This is a genomic window from Colwellia aquaemaris (assembly GCF_057548755.1).
In genome coordinates this window covers 617470-638508 of the sequence record NZ_BAAJLV010000002.1, presented here as the reverse complement: position 1 = coordinate 638508, position 21039 = coordinate 617470, and the positions used below count along the sequence as shown (strand labels likewise).

The 21039-nt window shown below is 34.4% G+C and carries 18 protein-coding genes and 1 pseudogene; 2 read left to right on the top strand and 17 right to left on the bottom strand.

Annotated features, from left to right (window positions below):
* Positions 1 to 38: 38 nt before the first annotated feature.
* Complete coding sequence (locus tag AC27HL_RS09185; RefSeq protein ID WP_487080669.1) at positions 39 to 395, bottom strand: hypothetical protein; 357 nt, start codon at positions 393 to 395, stop codon at positions 39 to 41.
* Positions 396 to 710: 315 nt separating this feature from the next.
* Between AC27HL_RS09185 and AC27HL_RS09180 the strand changes: the two genes are divergently transcribed.
* Positions 711 to 1508, top strand: coding sequence for a DUF2989 domain-containing protein (locus tag AC27HL_RS09180; protein ID WP_487080668.1), 798 nt, complete (start codon positions 711 to 713; stop codon positions 1506 to 1508).
* A 94-nt stretch (positions 1509 to 1602) separates the two neighbouring features.
* Here the strand turns inward: AC27HL_RS09180 and AC27HL_RS09175 are convergent, their stop codons facing one another.
* The 13 genes and pseudogenes from AC27HL_RS09175 to AC27HL_RS09115 form a co-directional block, all read right to left on the bottom strand.
* Complete coding sequence (locus AC27HL_RS09175) at positions 1603 to 3501, bottom strand: nitrilase-related carbon-nitrogen hydrolase (protein WP_487080667.1); 1899 nt, start codon at positions 3499 to 3501, stop codon at positions 1603 to 1605.
* The gene (locus AC27HL_RS09170) at positions 3452 to 4030 is read right to left on the bottom strand and encodes a hypothetical protein (RefSeq protein WP_487080666.1); all 579 of its coding nucleotides are present in this window, start codon (positions 4028 to 4030) and stop codon (positions 3452 to 3454) included. The genes AC27HL_RS09175 and AC27HL_RS09170 overlap by 50 nt, the downstream gene beginning before the upstream one ends.
* A 44-nt stretch (positions 4031 to 4074) precedes the next feature.
* On the bottom strand, positions 4075 to 6255 hold the full coding sequence (locus tag AC27HL_RS09165) for an OsmC domain/YcaO domain-containing protein (protein WP_487080665.1): 2181 nt from the start codon (positions 6253 to 6255) through the stop codon (positions 4075 to 4077).
* A gap of 145 nt (positions 6256 to 6400) precedes the next feature.
* A complete protein-coding gene (locus AC27HL_RS09160; protein WP_487080664.1) occupies positions 6401 to 7150 on the bottom strand; it encodes a DUF3667 domain-containing protein in 750 nt (249 codons plus the stop codon).
* Positions 7151 to 7317: 167 nt separating this feature from the next.
* Positions 7318 to 7815: a PaaI family thioesterase gene (locus tag AC27HL_RS09155; RefSeq protein ID WP_487080663.1), complete on the bottom strand. Its 498-nt coding sequence runs from the start codon at positions 7813 to 7815 to the stop codon at positions 7318 to 7320.
* Between the two features lie 325 nt (positions 7816 to 8140).
* Positions 8141 to 8329 (bottom strand): hypothetical protein, encoded by a 189-nt coding sequence (locus tag AC27HL_RS09150; protein ID WP_487080662.1) that lies wholly within the window; start codon positions 8327 to 8329, stop codon positions 8141 to 8143.
* Between the two features lie 83 nt (positions 8330 to 8412).
* Complete coding sequence (locus AC27HL_RS09145; protein WP_487080661.1) at positions 8413 to 9531, bottom strand: XdhC family protein; 1119 nt, start codon at positions 9529 to 9531, stop codon at positions 8413 to 8415.
* Positions 9532 to 9714: 183 nt separating this feature from the next.
* Positions 9715 to 10248: pseudogene (locus AC27HL_RS09140) on the bottom strand (recombinase RecA family protein); the annotation flags it as partial.
* A 147-nt stretch (positions 10249 to 10395) separates the two neighbouring features.
* Positions 10396 to 11712, bottom strand: a complete 1317-nt coding sequence (locus AC27HL_RS09135) for a tyrosine-type recombinase/integrase (RefSeq protein WP_487080660.1) — start codon at positions 11710 to 11712, stop codon at positions 10396 to 10398.
* Entirely contained in the window at positions 11713 to 12294 is a 582-nt protein-coding gene (locus tag AC27HL_RS09130) for a hypothetical protein (RefSeq protein WP_487080659.1), read from the bottom strand. It lies immediately after the preceding gene.
* Positions 12295 to 14256 (bottom strand): hypothetical protein, encoded by a 1962-nt coding sequence (locus AC27HL_RS09125; RefSeq protein WP_487080658.1) that lies wholly within the window; start codon positions 14254 to 14256, stop codon positions 12295 to 12297. It abuts the gene before it with no gap.
* Positions 14240 to 15982, bottom strand: a complete 1743-nt coding sequence (locus tag AC27HL_RS09120; protein ID WP_487080657.1) for a hypothetical protein — start codon at positions 15980 to 15982, stop codon at positions 14240 to 14242. The genes AC27HL_RS09125 and AC27HL_RS09120 overlap by 17 nt, the downstream gene beginning before the upstream one ends.
* A gap of 292 nt (positions 15983 to 16274) precedes the next feature.
* The gene (locus tag AC27HL_RS09115) at positions 16275 to 16694 is read right to left on the bottom strand and encodes a hypothetical protein (RefSeq protein WP_487080656.1); all 420 of its coding nucleotides are present in this window, start codon (positions 16692 to 16694) and stop codon (positions 16275 to 16277) included.
* 1130 nt (positions 16695 to 17824) lie between these two features.
* Between AC27HL_RS09115 and AC27HL_RS09110 the strand changes: the two genes are divergently transcribed.
* Entirely contained in the window at positions 17825 to 18865 is a 1041-nt protein-coding gene (locus tag AC27HL_RS09110; protein WP_487080609.1) for an IS481 family transposase, read from the top strand.
* A 251-nt stretch (positions 18866 to 19116) separates the two neighbouring features.
* On the opposite strand, the gene AC27HL_RS09105 is transcribed toward AC27HL_RS09110, so the two are convergent.
* The 3 genes from AC27HL_RS09105 to AC27HL_RS09095 all read right to left on the bottom strand — a co-directional run bounded on the left by AC27HL_RS09105 (position 19117) and on the right by AC27HL_RS09095 (position 20956).
* A complete protein-coding gene (locus AC27HL_RS09105) occupies positions 19117 to 19872 on the bottom strand; it encodes a hypothetical protein (RefSeq protein WP_487080655.1) in 756 nt (251 codons plus the stop codon).
* 338 nt (positions 19873 to 20210) lie between these two features.
* Positions 20211 to 20441: a hexameric tyrosine-coordinated heme protein gene (locus AC27HL_RS09100; RefSeq protein WP_487080654.1), complete on the bottom strand. Its 231-nt coding sequence runs from the start codon at positions 20439 to 20441 to the stop codon at positions 20211 to 20213.
* Positions 20442 to 20530: 89 nt separating this feature from the next.
* On the bottom strand, positions 20531 to 20956 hold the full coding sequence (locus AC27HL_RS09095) for a MarR family winged helix-turn-helix transcriptional regulator (protein ID WP_487080653.1): 426 nt from the start codon (positions 20954 to 20956) through the stop codon (positions 20531 to 20533).
* Between the last annotated feature and the right edge of the window lie 83 nt (positions 20957 to 21039).

Below are 21039 nucleotides of genomic sequence, written 5' to 3'. Positions count from 1 at the left end.
TAGCGTTGCAAAAGCTCTAATGCCAGTAAAGTGCTAACTTAAATATGCGCTAACTTTACTGGTTTTGGTAAAGATAGAAAAGCTAACGCAAATGACATCGCAAACACAATAAAACTACCTGCGCTTTCCCAACCATACGGCAGTATGTCGAGATAAAACAAAATATTTTCGACAAAACCGAGCATAAAACCACAAATAAATAGCGCTTTGCTATTTAAGCTACCTTGAGCATTAAAACCTTTAGCAACTAAATACCCAGCCACAGGGAAACTTGACCAAATAATAAACACGACTATAGAGAAGAACATGGCAAGCGGCGAAATGCTTGAGGTAACAAGCTTTTCAGTCACTGCATACGATTGTGCAACAATATAACCTAAATATAAATACAACATAAATTATCTCAAGATGTTAATGACATACGCGCTATATCGACAATTAAAAAAACATTGCAACAAAGAGCTGATGTTAAGAAGGATTTTACAGACATTAATGTTTCGAGCTTTGATCTAATACAGAGTTTTGAGCAAAATTTACCTTCCTTTAATAGACAATTAATTTATATTTAAATAGCTATTTGTTTACCAAGTATCACCAATAAAGTTTTATAAACAAACCATGTAAACTAGTATTAAAAAAATAGTTATTGCTGACATACTCAATACATCTGAAATTTTAATATAATAAACAACTCAGCTTGGAAGAGAGAAATGAAAAAAATATTAGCACTACTGACATGCCTACTTTTTGCATGTTCAAATGAAGAAAATACAGCCCAATCAAATACCGGGCAATGCGATGCTAATTCCAATATCTGTATCGATTTAAAGCCTGATAACTATTGTCTGAAAGAACATAAGCATTTAATTGCCCAAAACAGCCTAGCAAAACAAACAGGTGAAGATCGCCCTCTATATTACTTGCTATTAGCCTATGAGAATTATGCACAATGTATTGAACCTTTTCTGGGCGTTCAATATGTTAAGATCAAAGCAACAAAAGACAAACGTATAAATAACTTGCAGCTGGCAAACCAAAAAGTAGCTGAAATTACCGAACAAACAAAGCATTCTGAATATCCAGGTTTTCTATATATTCAGTGGAATCGTCATAATAATATGGAGGCAAAAGCCAAACTGACTGCATTAGAAAGCAGCAAAAGTATGAGGTCCATGGGCGGGCAATATTTATTAGGCACGATTTATCAAAAATCAAACATACAAAAATCTATTCGATTTTTTAAAAACTCGCTGACATACCCACTTCGTCATATAGAATTTAGTGTTGAAATTATGCAATCTATTTCGGGTTCATATCTTAAACTTAAACAATATGACAACGCCTATGTATGGATGAAAGTGCTGCTGTTATTTTCACCTGAACATTCAAATATATCTGACCAAAGCTTAGATAAATTTGCCAATCAAAATCGATTACGTAAACGAAAATTAGATGAATTGGCCGAGAAAATAATAGAAGACATTGAAGCTGGAAATTATCGACCATAATGTAAAGTATGGTATGCGTGCAGCATTGCTTTTTATAATTTTAAATCATTCATCGCTCATTTCTGTATTGCAATAAATGTCAATTAGAAACTATTTAAGCATGGCCCATGTTATGGGCCAATACTGGATGTATTAAGGCTTTGGTTATTTTGCCATACTGCTGCTTCACTATCGGTTTATCAAAATAGCCGGTAAACTTTTTCGAGTTTAACAAACTTGCTAAATTCTGCTGTTTTGGCAAACTGGCGATAAACCCTGTCGACTTTTCAGCTTTTTCATCGTTACTGGCATTATTATTAAGTAAAGCTTTGCTAAAGCTTTTTTCACGTGTTGCAGCAACAACACAAAACTTATGCTCAGCCGCTTGCGCAAGCAAGCTCAACTCCACTTCCTTTGGCGACTGAATATCAAACGGCACCAGTAGTAAATGTATTCCCATTGATGCTACAACATCAACAAGTTCAGGTACATTCGCATCATCTGCGGTAAACATTGCCAGCTTTATCGCACCTTGCTCTAACGGTAATTCAACAATTTTTATCTCATCAGCTAGTGTCGTCCATTGATACCTTTGACAAAAATGTAACTGCGGCTGACGAGCAAATAGCCCATGCTCACTTATAATGACCGCCTGATGAGTGCCATCAATAATTAAACTGGTACAAACATATTGAAATGGTCGTAATGTTGCGCTGATTTTATCAATCAATTGGTTACACAAGTCTTCTACACCAACTCTTTGGTGGGTTTCTTGAGTCAGCGCCTTATCGCTCACAAAAAACAATTCCGGCAACTGAATAATATCACTGAGGTTATTTTCAATATAATGACAAACATCTTCAATCGCGTATTCATTGGCTTTGTAGGTGGCGAATATCGCAACATTGACGGTTTCAGGGGCTTTGCTTAACTGACTTGCTTTTATTTGCTGTGCAAAGTCTTGATAAAGCTCAGGCCGTAATTGGCTACTAACACAGGTATTATCAGTGCGTAATTTATTGCTGTACCCAGCGTTTGCAAGGTCAATATCGGCAAATATAAAGCCTTCTTGATTGTGCGGCATTTTTGCCAATATACTACCATCGGGTGCAATAATTTGGCTTTGACAAACCTTAGCTAAATAGTCATGTAAGCGTGAATTTATTAGCAACTCATCTTCATTGCCTGCTGTTGAGTCATAGCTACTGATTTTGTTGGCAATAGCGACAAACACATTGTTTTCCTTGGCGCGAGCAGCACCATAAAGCTCACTGTTATCACGTAAAATGGTGTTACTTGACTGACACAATAATTGCGCGCCTGTTTTGGCTAATTGCCGCGAAGCTTTAAAGCTAACTAAATCATCTGCATGTATTAAGGCTAGCTTGCCAAATCTTGTATCACCCACGTTTGTAACGTCACCAATATTACTGTTCAAACCGTTTTCAACATTGGCTGTATAGGCATTTTTGTTTTGCTGAAAAAGCTCACCTGATGGTGAAATTAAATAAGAAGCGATATATAACCCCTGCTTAACACTTGCTTTAACTGGAACGCTTATAGCAATATAACAGCCATGTTTAGTAGCACGCTTTGCTATATTTAACAGACAATCATCATTTTCAGCGAACATATCACACCGAGCTTGCTTACCTCCTTTGGATAGGTTTAATTCTGCGTCATACTGCACATAAAAACTTTCGCTATGGCAAAGCTCTGGCAGCACAATTATATCGGGCTTACATGCGGCAGCTTGGTCTATCATACGAAGACAAATTGCTGTATTTTCTTGGCTATTTGATGAAGTGGCAAACTGAGCAACGGCGACGCGCATGGGTAATATTTTCCAATTAGTAAAATAGTTGTAACTGACTAAGATATCAAAAGCAATATATTGATAACTAAGCTTATCATTAAAAAAGAAGCCTATATTATTGTTAGTATTGAGAGTAGATATAATACCTTTAAGGTTTGTTGGTTTTAATGTTCTTTGATAAATATTGCTGGTGAACACTTTTTCCTAACGCAGTAATAGACCAAATTTCACCGTTTCTCCCTTTGCCATTTTTTGTCATGCCTTTCGCCATTAAAGCGTGAAGGTAAGCGCCGGTTTGTGTTTGGCTAATGCCGGTTTCGGCGGAAATGGTATTAGCATAACGCCAGGTATAACCCTCTTGTAACAAACAAACTAAAATACAATTTTCATCATGAGTTAATTCCGCTTGCGCCTTGGCTTGCTCTTTTTGTTCTAAGGTCGGCTCGGTTTGATTTTCTAACATGGTATGCACCATATTCATTTCCGCCTCAAAGCCAGCACCTTTGAATTTAGATATTTTATCGATATTTGAAAAGGCTAAACCTAATGCACCCGCTAAAATAGCTAAGCCCATTTCAGTGGTAAGCGATAAAAAACCAAAAACTGAACTTATAACTAACAAGACAAAAAATGATGCCATTTTAAATAATGATTTAATAACAAACTCCTTATCTTTTTCCATTTTAAGATCAACTTCGTTTTTATCGCCATGCCATAAATCTATCAAGCTAGCTCATTAATAATATCAAGCTAGCTTTTAATTCGACAATATTATTGTGCTTTCGCACGTGCTTGATGCAGTTTTTTATAGCTTTCAATTAAACGTTGATGTTTATCTAAACCTTCAAGGTTCATACTCGTTTTCGTTAAGCCATAAAACTTAACTTCTCCAGTAATAGAGCCAACAACATTTTCCATAACGTCTTTACCAAACATTCTGCTAAAGTTTTCAATAAAATGTTCAAGTTCCATCTCTTCATCTAGCTCAACTTCCAGTACTGCGTGCATCGCTTGATAAAACAAGCCGCGAGCAACAGTATTGTCGTTAAACTGTAAAAACTCTTCTACCAGCTCAATTGCATCTTCTAATGCGCCGAGTGCTAAATAGATCAGAATTTTTAATTCTAGAATCGTCAGTTGACCCCAAACCGTATTTTCATCGAATTCAATACCAATTAAGGTTCTAATATCAATGTAATTATCAAGTTGGCTATCTTCTAAGCGCGTCACTAAACTTTCTAACGCATCATCATCAAGAATATGAAGATTAAGAATATCAGCGCGGTAATTTAAGGCTTTATTGGTATTATCCCAAATCAAATCTTCAACCGGGTAAACTTCTGAGTAATCAGGTACTAACATTCGGCAAGCAGTTGCGCCTAACTGGTCAAAAACAGCAATATAAACTTCTTTACCTAAACCTTCTAAAATAGCTAATAAACTCTCATTTTCTTCTTGGTTAGTGCCAGAGAAGTCCCATTCACAAAACTCAAAGTCATGTTGAGAACTAAAGAAACGCCATGAAATAACCCCGGTTGAATCAATAAAATGCTCAACAAAGTTTTCAGGTTCAGTAACAGCTAAGCTGTTAAAAGTAGGTTTAGGTACATCATTTAAACCTTCAAAGCTTCGTCCTTGTAGTAGTTCTGTTAAGCTACGTTCTAGTGCTACTTCAAAACTTGGATGCGCACCAAATGAAGCAAACACGCCACCGGTTCTTGGGTTCATTAAAGTAACGCACATTACTGGGAATCGTCCACCTAAAGATGCATCTTTAACCACTACCGGAAAACCTTGTTCTTCCAAGGCCTCTATACCCGCTAGAATACTTGGGTATTTTTCTAAAACACTTTTTGGTACATCCGGTAAAACAATTTCTTGTTCTATGATTTGGCGCTTAACCGCACGCTCAAAAATCTCAGACAAACACTGCACTTGTGCTTCAGCTAGGTTGTTGCCTGCACTCATACCATTACTTAAAAATAAATTTTCAATCAAATTAGATGGAAAATAAACCGTTTCACCATCTGAATGACGTTGATAAGGGATGGTACAAATACCGCGCTCTACCATGCCAGAGTTAGTATCAATTAAATGTGAACCGCGCAGCTCTTGGTCCGGATTATAAATACTTAAACAGTATTCGTCTAAAATGCCATTAGGTAAATCATCATTGTCATTTAGTTTAAACCATTTCTCATTCGGGTAATGAACAAAGTCACTATTAGCAATTTCTGGCCCTAAAAACTGGTCGTTGTAAAAGAAGTTACAGTTTAAGCGTTCAATAAATTCACCTAAAGCGGAACATAAAGCACTTTCTTTGGTTGCCCCTTTACCATTAGTGAAGCACATAGGTGATGCGGCATCACGAATATGTAACGACCAAACGTTCGGCACTATATTACGCCATGAAGCAATTTCGATTTTCATGCCTAAGTCAGCTAAAAGCGCGGTCATGTTTGCAATGGTTTCTTCTAACGGTAAATCTTTACCTAAAATGAAAGTACTTGCATCACTGTCGGCGTGCCCCATTAACATGGCTTGTGCGTCTTCTTCTAAGTTTTCAACAATATCAACTTTAAACTCAGGTCCCGTTTGCACGACTTTCTTTACGGTACAGCGATCAATTGAGCGCATAATACCTAAACGGTCTTTTTCAGAAACACTTTCAGGTAACTCAACCTGAATTTGAAAAATTTGGTTATAACGATTTTCAGGATCAACAATATTATTTTGTGATAAGCGAATATTTTCCGTTGGAATATTGCGAGAATTACAGTAAACCTTAACAAAATATGCAGCACACATAGCAGAAGACGCTAAAAAGTAATCAAAAGGTCCAGGGGCTGAGCCATCACCTTTATATCGAATAGGTTGGTCGGCAACGACAGTAAAGTCGTCAAATTTAGCTTCAACTTTTAAATTGTCGAGAAAATTAACTTTGATTTCCATTAACGAGATCCACGTTGTGCTGTATAAACAGTAAAATAAATATAATGGCGCTAATTATCGTTTTTTTCGCGGCAATAGTCTTGGGTTAATTAAAGTATTTCTTTTTTATTGTGTGATGTAGAAGAGAATATCAATAAAAGTTAGCTTACAGTCCTAATGCACCCGCGATAAAGCCACCTACAAAGCCAAAAATAATACTCGCAAACGAAAACCCTAAAATGTTAGCAGCAAATGACTTAATATAGGTGCCAATTCGGCGTTCTGTAAATATACGAGCAATAACAATAGTAGGATAGAGAATAGATATTAATATCAAGCCTATTTGGCTTTGCATTTTGTCATACAAACCAAAACCTATTAAAGCAATGGATACAAAAGCAAGGTGGCCATTAAGCATCAAATAAATAACATAAAATTCAAAGATGTTATATTGCTTTTTTCTAAATACTAGCCTTGAAGCAATCGCCATTAAAAAAGCGCTAACAAAGAAAAAATATACCAAACCATTTTCTAGTATGGCCTTGAAAGTACTGAATCCGTCTGACGCAAGATCTTCAGATGTAAAGCTCTGCAAGCTTGCTTCAACAAGACTAACATTTAAGTACGAGGCAAATAGAATCGTAAATGTTGTCAACCAAAATGCGTATTTTGCAGGATTGAAATAGTTAATTCTTTTACCGGCCAAATATGCCCTACACGTATCTGCAGGTCTCAGTGTTAATCCAATTATGGTTTGCAACAAAGGCGAACGCAGTTCTAACGTGCCGCGTTGGATTAATACCAGTAAGTTTTTAAAAGTAATGCGTTGTACTTTTTCCTGACCACAATGGCCACAAAATTCAGCAGTTAAAATATTGCCACAGTTAAGGCAATCGGGTTGATGTTCAAAGTCCATTTATACAGGCAGTCCTTTTTCTCCTAAGCATAAAATTAATAATCTGTACTGTCAAAGCCTTGCGTAAATAACCAACAACAATTCAAAGAGAAAATCAGTGCATTTCTCGGCGCATACGATTAGTTATTATAAAGTTTTCGACTAGTCTGTATCTCAAATATTATTAACTAACATGCCATAGAGTCAGGCATTTTAACCGCCACTACAGTACCTTTAGCGCAAACTACACCGTTAGCGGAAACTGTTATTTCTACAACCACTTTATGCTCTTTCACCTCGCTAAAAGTACCTATTAATTCAAGTTTAACGCCCATAGGGGTTGGGGCCAAATAACTAACATTAAGCGCCGCAGTAACAAAGCGAAGTGCTGGTTCAGTGCCAGTGGTACGGTGGCCTTGTCGAAATGCCATTGCCGCCGCACTGCCAGTACCATGACAATCAATAAGTGAAGCAATTAAGCCACCATAAACAAAGCCAGGAATCGCAGTGTGGCATTGTTCAGGTATAAAATGAGCAATGGTTTGTTCCGCGCTATCAACACTAATAAGACCACCTTCAGTATGCCAAAAACTTTTTAGTTGGTGGCCATCAACATTATTTTTTCCACAGCCATAACAGTGGCTAAGATCATCCGGATAACAATCTTGAAAGGCATTATTTGTCATTAAAACTTCCTTTGCTAAAAATTGCACATATGTAGAACACACAACATATTAAACTTATGTTAGATTCATTATTTTTTCAAGAATTTACTAAATAATTCTTTTATCATCAATCACTTTGCCATCATCCAATAAGCTACCAATTTTTACAAACTCTACGCGACCACTCAGTTTTGTTAGTTTCTTTAAATTATCTTTCAACTGAAAAATAATTGTTCACGCTCTTGTTTAGGAATTTCACCATCATCAAGTTCATACGGTAAATGCATTTTATCTTGATGCTGGTACTGAATTACAGTTAAACGAGCCTTTGGAAATAATGAGCTTGTCAGTTGTGCACGTTCGATTGCTCTGGATGAATAAACATACCTTTAAATTTGGTGGTTTGATCGGCTCTACCTAACCAGCCTTTAATGCGCATATTGGTTCGACCACAAGCACTTTCACTGGGTTTAATTGCAGATAAATAGCCTGTAACAAAGCGAATTAATGGGTAGTCTTTATTAAAGCTGGTCACGAAAACTTCTCCAACTTCGCCATCAACAACTGGCTCTAAACTACCTTAGAATGGTCGATTATTATAATCAGTTGCTAAAAGCCTTAACTGTTAATAAACTTGCCGGATAACGACAAGCCACTGCGGTTGTGCAAAACACTGTGACACTGTGCGAGAATTGACAAAGCAATTGATTCAGGTAAATCACCACCAATATCAAAGCCTACCGGGCCATTCACAACACGCGCTAACCAAGCTCTATCATCAATTTGGCTTAATTCTTCAACATTACTTCTACGCTCAAGTGGCCCAAGTAAGCCAATATATTTTGCCTGATTTGTTTGGTGTAGCAGTTTGAGCCAAGCCACATCTAAGGTTAAATTGTGCGTCATCAATACCGCACCATCAAGTTGATGAAAATGCTTTAATTGCTCAGTAAATTCTGGTTTGAAAAGCTCTTCAGGATGTGTTCTGTAAATATATGCAGCATCCTTAAATGCATTATTACGAGCATAGCTCGAACGATGATCCACAACTGTAATGCGCCAACCTAGCTTAGCCGCTATTGAAACCATAGGCACAGCATCAGAGCCACCACCAAAAACCCACAAGTTAAATGGCGCTGAAATTTTTGTTAGCGATAATTCAGATTGTTCATTAGTTAAATTACAATGGGAAATGCTAGGCGCAGCTGCTCTAATAGTTTGTTCACTGTCAGTGCCCTTTAGCACTTGATTGGTTGCTGTTAGCAATAGCCCTTTACTATCCAGTAATGTTATATGATTGAGTTGCTCTTGTTCTTCACCTGACGTTATAAAAACCTGTTGTAGGTAACTGGTAACACCGCTTTTCATACGCTGAAACAGCTGTGTTAAAAGCTCTTTATGTTGCTGGGTTAAATATTGTAAAAGTACGCCTATTTTACCTTTACATCCAACACCTAGCTCAGCAGCATAACCATCTTCTTCACGCATATCGTATTCAACATATTGTGCCTGTTTGCCATCAAATACCTTCTTTGCATGTAAAACAATATTCGCTTCTAAACAGCCACCACTAACTAAGCCATAACATTGCCCTAAACTGTTCACTAGCATGATTGCCCCCGGTGAACGATAGCTAGAGCCTTCTTTATTTACTATGGTTGCGAGTACCCAGTCAAACTCATCACTTTGCTGTAAGTAATGCGCTAAAAGTGCAAAATGGCCATGATTATTTAACAAATAATTACTCTCTTTTATCAATCGACAACAATAAAGACCGCTAAATCATCATAACAAGTTCAAAATTATTTCACAGCACAAAAGCTAGTAAATGCCTTGCTTATAGCAAACATTTTGTAAAAAATTACAACAAAAAAGGCCACTTAACAGTGGCCTTTTATTTTCTATCAGGTGAGTTAAAAGTTATTTAGCTGGCTCTTCAATTGCTTCAGCAGGCTTATTTTTTGACAAGAATACTTCACGTAAGCGGCTATCAATTTCTTGAGCTACTTCAGGGTTCTCTTTTAAGAACTTAGCTGCATTTGCCTTACCTTGACCAATTTTATCGCCTTTGTAGCTATACCAAGCACCGGCTTTTTCAACCATTTCGTTTTTAACACCTAAGTCGATCAATTCACCTAAGTTGTTAATACCTTCACCATATAAAATTTGGAATTCAACTTGCTTAAACGGCGGTGCAATTTTGTTTTTAACAACTTTAACACGAGTTTCGTTACCAACAATTTCATCACCGTTTTTAACAGCACCGATGCGTCTAATATCTAAACGAACAGAAGCGTAGAACTTTAATGCATTACCACCTGTTGTGGTTTCTGGGTTACCAAACATAACACCAATTTTCATACGAATTTGGTTAATGAAAATCATCATGGTATTTGACTGCTTTAAATTACCTGTTAGCTTACGCATAGCTTGTGAAAGCATACGTGCTTGTAAGGAATGTTAGATTGATACTTTGTTTTACTTAGATATAGAACTCACAAAGAACCACTAAAACCTAACCTCAAGGAGATAAAAGACAAAACAACCTATATAAAACACTTCACATAGAAACATTCTAGAACAAACACCCGATGACCACATTTAAACAAAATCTCTTAGAGCATTAATAACATCCTCATTGGAGATTTCACTAGCATCAACTTGTTCAAGCATAACTTTAAGCTTATCTAATAATGTTTGTTCCTTTCGAAATTCTTGACGCGACTGACCTTTTTTACGCTCAAAAGGTTTATCGAAATCTTCAGCTAAATGAATATACGTTGCAAGTGATTCCGTGCTAGCGTGAAGTGAATCAAGTAGTAGCTCTTCTGCTGCTTCCTTTAAGCTTGGCTTCTTACCATTGTTTTCTTGCAGTAATTCGAACATTTTTTTAGTAAAATATCTATGCCTAAACGAATGAAAGCCTAGCTTTTTTAGTTTATTCTTATATTTACTCTCTGGTATAACATCTGTATATAAGCTATTAATATAGCTTTCTTTCAAAGGTTTACCCGTATCAGTGTCAATGAATAAACACTCATGAAGTTCAACACCATACTCTTTAATTTTATTTTTGGTTTCCAAAGCAAAGTCATATAGTTCACTTAACTCTGCTAGAGGAATTTTAATATATCTGAATTGCCCATATCCGTTAGTTCCCTTTTTTCCTACAGGGACTTTAAGAGAGGTTTTCCTTTCATATGAAGCAATGATATCCGATATTTCTATATCACAAATTTCTGAAATTCTTGAGCCTGTATATTCTACTAGAATAGTTAAGTTGCTCCACCTATCAATTAAATATGGATTATCAGTAACATCTTCGATTGCATCTAGCCACATATCTATTTCATAATCCTTGATGTAGTCAATTTCTACGCTAAAATCACTTAAATGCTCAATGCATTCATGACTTAAGTATTCTTTTTTAGAACGAAAGTTGTATTTTCTTATGGCATGAACTTGGTATCTAAATACTTCATGGTCAACGTTATTAGCCTGCCCATCTGAAACAGTAAAAAATAAAAGGTCTTTATTTTGAAATTGAAGAAACTCAATAAAATTAAGAATATCTCTTATATGTCTTTCAGTTGTTGAAACTCTTTTTTCTGTATCATTCCTTGAGGCAATATAAATGCTATATTCTGTCAACAAGTCATCATCTACATCAAAAAATGATTTAGATCGCAACTCAATATATTCTAGAAAAACATTTAACCGTTCAGCTTTATTATTGATAGTTGTAGCCGATGGCTCAACCCCGTACTTGTTAAATTTCCCTCCTGAAATATGATGAATATAATCATTTAGATCCCAGCAAAAGTTACCATTTTCATAAAAAAACAGTGGGTATTTAGATGTATTGGAATAAGCAGTTACAAGCCCTGATAGATCAGCATCTTTTGTCGTGATTAGCATTTATAAATTCTCGTTATCAACCACTAACTGTAAATTAAAACGCTTAAGCCCTTTAGCATGGCGTTTCAACATCCTTTGATAATAAACCTCATTTTGTTCTGCTTCTGGTATAGTGCTTTTTAAATCCATGTACATACGGTAAATAGTGATACAATTATTAAGCAACATTTGATTTTCATTTGCGACATCTAATACTTTGTCTTTAAGCTCATCTTTGGATAGACCTGTTGTAGATCTTTTGTCTTTTCTTCGGCCCTTAGTTTTATCTAATTTTTTAGCATAAACCTCAATATTATATGCTTCTAGCGCATTTTCTAATTCTCCCTTTAGCCTAGGGTACTTATTCAAAGTACCATAGCAAACAGGAAAGATATCACAATCCGGTTCTATCCATTTCAGGATACTATCTAGGCTTATTTTGTTTCTTTTATAATTTCTAAATTGATGGAGACATAGAAATGCATATTTGTCTTTTTTACTATCTAATAATGCTTGAAGCTTATTTTTAATGCATGATTTTTTAAAAGCTTGCTCTTTTCTTTTGTGAGGTGATGTCTCTCCTTTTTTATATCTTCCCGCCATTTACTCCTCAACTCCTTCAACATACATGAAAAGCTTCTCATTATTTACAACTTCCCAGCTCAATTTTCTTCCACCAAGAAATCTTTGAATATGTAGATCAAACTCTTCACTGATTAATTTAATCTCAACACTCGATTCTTTTTTGCGTATATTTTCCACAAAAAGAGCAAGCTCCTCACTCATTTCAACAAGATATTGATCATTTGAAGTAGCCATTTGCTGTAGAAAAAGCTTAGCTTCTATTTGCCACTCTTGGTCATTATCACTTTGTGCATAACCTAATGTAGTATCAAGATCATCATGTCCCATCATCCAACTCAAACTTTCAATCAACCGCTTGTTGAAACTATTAAAAAATAAAACAGCAAATGTTCTTCTTAATTGATGTGGTCTAAGATACCAACGTTTTACGTCATCAGCGACGGGCACCTCAATCCAATCAGAAAATATATCTAGCCACTTAATGAAAACATCATAAGAAATTGGTTCTTCATCTTTTGAAGATGGAGTTAAAAATTTTGGAAATAAATATTCCTCATTGATGGCAAGACCAAAATAAGTTTCTATTTCATCAACATAAAAAGCGAAGTCTTCAATAGCAGAATATACAAATTCAGGAATTGGTTTAAGCTCATCAAACCACTCATTAGAATTTTTATCCTTAAGCTTTTTGAAACAAATATCCCACAACTCATCAACAATACTAACTCGAAGGCAATCACGGCTTAAATTTCTTGTGGCTGAATCTCTAATTCCAGTGTAAAGAATTATAAGAAGAAAAGTTGCGATGCCATACAGCCTCGATATATCAAGTATTGACAAATTTTCACGGTAGTAGCTGTTATCTTTATTTTTCCTTAGGTTAGTTTGGGTTTCTTGAAACTGACTAATATTCAAAGCCCTAAGCTGCTCAGGCATTGGTACTTTCTTAAAGCAAAGATCATAATACTTTTTGCCATTCTTCTTCATTGTAGATTCAGCTATATGTGATGTAAGATTTTGAAACTCAGTAACATATTGTTGTACATATTTAAAAAGGCAGGGTGCAATATCCTTATGGAACCAAGTAACTTTATTGAAAATGTAATTATATGTTTGTAAAGGTATTAATGACGTACTCCTTTTATTTAATACGTCTAACGAATCAGTAAAATTTAAGTCTGCCCTTACATCAACATGAAATGGCTCATTCAGTACAACATTAGACACGAATAGGTAATTTAGATACGTTTTTATTGATGAAAGCTTGGTTTCGCTGATTTTTCCAATATCTTGAGGCTCTCTATCAAGCTTGCTCCTTAAAGCATTTGGATATTCACGTAAAGCTTCACGCGTAGATAATTGCCCCAACTCGGACTTAACCTTATGTGTTAACTGAGTTTTGATTTTCTTAAACAAACTATCAGAAATTTTTTGCTCTTTCCGTAATAAGTCAATATTAAGTGTGCCTGAAGAGAGATATTTATCTTGCTCACTAATAACTAAATCTATTAAATATTCGACTAGAGATTCATCTTGCGCTAAGAAGTCAAAATAATCTACAACATCTTCTGAAGTAATTTGGGCAAACGACAGTATTAATTTTTTTGTGTTACTACTTTCAAGTCTCTCATTCAAAAAATAAACAAAAGCACATATGGTGCTAATATAACTTTCAAGATATTCATATTTTACAATATGCTCTTGTTGCACTAGAAACTTGCAACTTGCTTCCATTTCTTGTTTTAAAAATTCCCATTTTTTATCAGGTAAATTACTTTGAGAGCAAATAGGGAAGTTAAAGGAGACCTTGGCTACATTTTTCCAAACCTTCTTTTCACTATCAAATTTGGGTGAAAAGCCAGATTTAGGTACAAACCAATATTTTTCATTTTCTTCAACAATCCAAGTAAGTTGAGTGTCGCCAGATACAATCTCTAAATCGTCAACAGACGAGGACTGATTATCAATTATTTTTAACATTAAGGTTCGCCTGTTTATTAGCTTGAGACAGCATTCTTTTCATTTTTCTTGAGCCATTACTGCCGATAAGATCAATAATACTTTTACATTTTTTTTGAATATTTTTATCTTGGTGTTCTCTAGCCACTTGAATCAGGTGTGTTATTGCCGATTGACTTACCCTAAAAATTATTTCTTCCTTTTGTCCATCTGCTTTACTTATTAAGTCATCAATAATCCAGCCATTTGTGTCATCGTCTAAAAAAAATCCTTCCAATATTTTTTTATACTCTTCAGCGTCAACATCTAAATATTCATGGGGCTTATTTGTTGATAATGCATTAAGTAAACTTAAGAGGCTTTGAAACTTGCGGATTCTTTTTCTATGCTTTAATTCTTGTAACTCTTTAGGTATATAATAATTAAGCGTTGTTTGTGTTTTATTACGCAAATATCTCGCGGCTTTAACAGAATCACCATCATTTTCAAGCCAAATCAAAACACCTTTTGAGGCTCGAATCCCCGCCATAGTTGGTGATAACTCGCTTAAATCCTCTGATATATCACCAGCAAATTTTTTGATAATCGATTTGATGGCCATCTTAGAAATTTTTCTAACACCTTTACCACTGCTATCACTGCCAATTGTCAAAAACAAATAGTTTTCACCACTAAAATCAATAAAATACTCATTTACTAGAAGAGCAAACTTTATTGCAAACTCAGCATTGATTTCTGTACTACACAAGTCTGCGACATCAGGTAAACTCCCTATCCAAGTTGAATCTAACTTGGTTGACTGAACCAATTTGGCTCTTTTTTTCAAATTATTAATAACTATAGAGCCGCAAGGGTTAATCTTTATAAATTCATTATGTTTAGTTGTATTAACCTTCTGATTTATTAAAGGAGTTATATTTATCCCAATTTCATCGATTATCACATTCATCATTGCAACAATAAGTTCTGAAGATAACCCCAAATAACAAAGTATATTTTCAATACCATGCCCATAAAAGTGATGGCTACCACTAAAAGAGCTTCGTACAAACATTCGATTTTTGTACCTATAAATGTATGCGACACAGTTTGCTAGACCATTCGGGTGAGCCTTTGAAAAATAACTTAATTTTTGCTTTTGTTTTGTAACTTGATTAGGATCTAAATGATCTCCATCTTCTTCTATTTCATCAATATCACTACTTGCTATTAGCTTGCCTAACAATAAAAATTTACTATATGAATCAAATATTATCTTCTGTGAATAAGACTTAAGTAGCTCTAGGTTTTGCCTAAGCTCCACTTCAAGAGCGTCAAGGTATTCAATTTCTGTACTCTCTATTGAGGACAATGACATCGGATTAGTAGTAGCTAATAAATAATTTGTTAGTCTGCTCGAATTATTGACGTTTTTATAACCAAAGTTTTTAGGAAGAATGGTGTTGTGCGGAATCAAACCGCTTCTTTTAAAAGTAGCGAATTGCCCCCGAACTCTCGAATAGTCACTATATGCAGTTCTTATTGATTTAAATTTCACCAAATTATTTTTATATTGGTGTAAAGCATCATTAATTGATGATTTATTTTCAAACCATGTAGAGTTATTTCGATTTGCATGCTCATAAAATTCTAATATTGCATTTTTTCTGCGGGGATTACTCTCTAAAGAGATGATCTGCTTATCATAAAGAGATTCTGGGGTGAATTTTTTTAATTCTTTCTTAAACTCTGTTGTTAATAAAGCCATAATATAACCATAATATGTGTAAATAGGTTAACACTGCTATACTAATTTACATACTTGTAATTGTTTTCATAAACCATCTTTTATGGCTCTTATTTAATTTTAACGCTTCATTTCACACAACCTACATAATTGAAAATAACGACAATCAGCATTTTATTATTAGTCACTTTCAGCTTTAGCCACTTTTTGGATATTTCAGCAAATTTTGCCTTATTGATAATGATGAACACTAAATGATAACCAATAAAAATCTAGATATAGTCTGTGTTATAAAAGAGGTCTAGTGAACTGATTACTTACTCTCATAATTCTTATTTTTACCTAAAACTAAGATACTTTTTGGACGGCGGTTAATGACATCCAATATGAAGTAATGATGTCCATTGCTAAAAAAACGCTCTACATTATTAGATTTCATCAACTCACCTTTTTTAATCATTTTCAAAGCAACTTGCTTAATATCAGGATGAAAGCTTTCGATAGGGGCACTGATAAGCGTGCCTAGTCCACCAGGTGAAATCAGATAAAATTGAGTATTATTTTTTACATCAATAGCAATTCGTAACCAACCAGGAGAATTGCGTTTTATGATTCTTTTTTTGAATTGAAATACAGTCACATAGCCAACCACCGTCAATATTCGATAAAAATTGTTGAAGCATTTAGGTGTCAGCCAATGCTCTTCATGACGGGCAGGGAAAACGAAATACATAAGTTGTTCTCATTCCCAGATAGATTAACTATAAGCATAACATAATTAGAACATAAATCATTGAATCGTATAATATCTTTAAAAATTAAAGTAAATAATATACTCACCAACAATTTTACATTTTGATTTTATTCATTGTTCCCTGTCATCGTAATACTGACAATGCCAAACAAGGTAACGACAAACAAAATTATAAAGCTGTTCCTGATTAGTCTAAAATACATATCACCTCTAACTCATAATTTTTATTGATATTAGTTAGTAATAAAATAGCTTTGGTCAACATTAGGTAGTAATAAAATAGCTTTGGTCAACATTAGGTAGTAATAAAGAAACTTTGGTCAAAATTAGGTAGTAATAAAGGAATTTTGCCAATATCAGATAACAGTAAAGGAACTTTAGTTAATATTAAGCGGTAATAAAGGAACTTTAATCAATATTAGGTAGTAAACTGTTCAACTGTATTGATATTATCAATGAATAAATCCTGCACAAAAAAAACACCTAACACCATAATTTAAAAGGGGTTATATATAGGAAACTCTATATTAAGTAATGAGAAAAACGATGTCAAGAAAGTATTAGCGGCAAAATTTAAACACGAGTTTGCTGAGTTAATATAAAAATACAAAGTGGTCTAGTTCGCAAAGCAACTGAATTGCCCACTGAAAAAATTAGGAAAAGTGACGAAACGAGCTAAGCAAAAGAAATGCTCTACGATGATAAACGATCCGTGGTTGCATCTAAACTATAAAAATAGCCGATACGTTGAAAAATCAGTAGAGTAGCGGCATAACATATACAAAGTCAGAAAAGTTAGTTGTATATTTAGCTTTGTTCATGGATCTACATTATCTTAGAGCAGTTAGCCAGACTTTCTTAGATAAGCTTACTAGTGAATTCACGACAGGAGCCTCATATTAGCAATAAATAAACAACAAACAGTGTTGAGATATTATTGTTGCGATGATCACTTGAATCTACAGGACAAATACGACTGCCAAATTTGATGGATTTCTTTAAATGTATTAGTTCAGATTAGATCTTACATATCATCTTGAAAAGTTGAGAGTTACCCGTTTTTATTAAAGGTGTCGAATCTTTAATTTAAACAAAAAGAGGTAACCCTCATGTTACATACTAACAACCCAATCATTAAACACAAAGCTGGTCTGCTTAACCTTGCTGAAGAATTAGGAAACGTTTCTAAAGCGTGTAAAGTCATGGGCGTATCACGAGATACGTTTTATCGTTATCAAGAACTTGTCGACGATGGTGGTATTGATGCCCTTATTAATAAAAACCGAAGAACACCTAACGTCAAGAACAGAGTAGACGAAGCAACAGAAAACGCTGTAATGGAATACGCTGTGGCTCAACCCGCTCATGGCCAACATAGAACAAGCAACGAACTTCGTAAACAAGGTGTCTTTGTTTCGGGTAGCGGTGTTCGTTCAATTTGGTTACGCCATGATCTAGAAAACTTCAAAAAAAGGCTTAAAGCACTTGAAGCTAAGGTTGCCAGTGACGGTATTATTTTAAGTGATGCCCAAGTTGCTGCACTTGAGAAGAAAAAACATGATGACGAAGCTTGTGGTGAAATTGAAACAGCGCATCCAGGTTACCTCGGCTCTCAAGATACATTTTATGTTGGTAACCTCAAAGGAGTTGGTCGTATTTACCAGCAAACCTTCGTTGATACTTACAGCAAAGTGGCTTTTGCCAAGCTCTATACGACTAAAACACCGATCACAGCAGCAGATATATTAAATGATAAAGTCCTACCGTATTTCGAGCAGTATGAGCTTCCTATGCTACGGATTTTAACTGACCGTGGGACTGAATATTGTGGTCGTGTCGACCACCATGATTATCAGCTATATCTAGCGATTAACGATATTGACCACACCAAAACTAAAGCTATGTCACCACAAACAAACGGTATCTGCGAGCGGTTCCACAAAACCATTCTAAATGAGTTCTATCAAATTACCTTTAGAAAAAAGCTGTATGCTGATATGGATGAGTTACAAAAAGATCTGGACGAATGGATAGATTACTACAACAATGAACGAACACATCAAGGAAAAATGTGCTGCGGACGAACTCCGCTGGAAACATTAATTGATGGTAAATCGATTTGGGCTGAAAAGAATTTAGCTCAAATCTAAACTGACAAAACACCGTCAAAAACGGGTAACTGTCAGATCAGGTCTGAGCTACTACACTTTAAATCACATTTGATAGGTTAAAGTATGCGTATACGAGTATGATTTTTAAAAGTTCATTGATTGTTATTTTATTTTTTAGTCATTTTGATAACTTAGTTTTTGCTTAGTTTAACCAATGCCCCTAACACTTTATTTAACCACTAACAAATTTTATCATTCAGAGTAATATAAAATAATAGAGTTATCTTATATTACTGATCAACAATTGCCTTCCACTCTTCGCTGTATATAGTTTTTTTAATCAATACATTAATCTCAGAATAGTATTTTTTGTAATCACTAGGAATTAAGAAATATCTATAAAAAGGCATTGAAAAATCCCTCTCTGATATATGATACATTCTCGATAACCTGTTATCTTTAGTTAATTCCTTTTTATATGTATTATTACCAATTATAATAAAGTCTATTTCTTCTCTTAAGACTATTCTAAGAAGATCTTTTTCTTTGTTAACGTTAAAACGTTGCACCATATTTTGTAACACTAATTCATCAATGCCTTCATAATAATAACCTCTAACACCAGCAAATATTTTCCCTAAGCTAGAGTCGACATTTTTATATTCAAATTTTTTAGAACTAGAAGAAATAACAATATCTTTATCTAAGAGAAACCCTTCACTCCAATAGTATTTTTTTCTATTAGAATCTTTATACCACCCTGGATTTGCACCAATAACAACTCCATTGAGTTTCTTAGTCTCTAGAAGCTTGTTAAGCCTTTTTCTTGGAATATGCTCAATACTAAAAATGATATTTTCAGAGTCTCGATTCATCATCTTTATTAATTCGAAGTATAAACCTTTTTTGTCTTCAAGATTTTCAATATAAGGAGGTTTAATATGAGAAGTAAAAACTGAAAGGTCTACTTTTTCTTTTGCTTTTAATGTGGGGTTAATAATAAAAAAGGTGAATAATAAAATTTTAAAGATAATAAAACGAATCATAATTCTTCTTACACAAAAAACATACTATATGCTAATTTAATAGCTGAATTTTTCTTTTAAATCAACTTATAGCTAAACAAGCTATTAATACTTATGTAATTCACCACTTAAAATTAATTTTCCTTCATACACTTAAATATTTTACTTTAAAACACTATAGAGCTATAAGTCGGTATTCTTTGTCATAAAAGAACACCCCAAATTATCCATTCATCAAACCCAATGGAGAAATAAATAAAATCAAATATAAAGGCTCCTCTATTTTATTGTAATTGCCTCAAACAAAGGAGTATATAAAATAACTTCTCACAATACTGTTATAAAGAATAAACGGTTATTTAATTCCGCCAATAATTATTAGCAGCAGAAACCGTTTGAAAGTTAGTGGCAACTACGTGAGATGATGCAATTAGATTGTCAGCATTTTCACCATACACAGGGCGTAATTTGCTTCTTATTTCATCATCAGGTTGAGTATACTTTACCCCCATACGTGATAATTTTATTGCTAATTCATAACCTTCTTGAGGCGTTGCAGTTATTAAGCTTTTTAACCATTGGTCAGACATCACTTTTTCCTCTTTTGCGTGTTTAAATTTATATAGTCACTTAAATATTAATTCTATTTTGTTGAACGAAATATGCAAAATCGATCTATTTATACATTATCTGTGTCAACAAGTTGATGACAGGTATCAATTAAGACTTGCGCTTGTTCTTTAGATAGTTTGCTCATGCAAAAAGCTTGTTCAGTTATTTTTGTGCTTTGTTGAGATAAAGCTCTACCCGCACGAGTTAATGCAATATTTTTTTGTCGTTCGTTGTCCGTCAATCTTTGTCTTTCTATTAGCTTTTTGTCTTCTAAGCGTTTTAAAAGAGGTGTCATTGTTGCTTTACTCAAATTTGTTTTTTTTGCTAATTGGCTTATTGAAATGTTCTCTTTTTCCCATAAAGCCATTAATACAATAAATTGGGTATAGGTTAATCCTATGGGTTCAAGCAATGGACGATAAATACTCGTTAAATGATTCGATGCGGAATATAACGCAAAACATAACTGCTCATTTAGGTGGGCGACAGACAAAAAACTCTCCTAGACTAAAAATGGACCATCAACAGTAACAATATGATTAACTCTATCCTTTTTTTGTTAAATACACAACTATT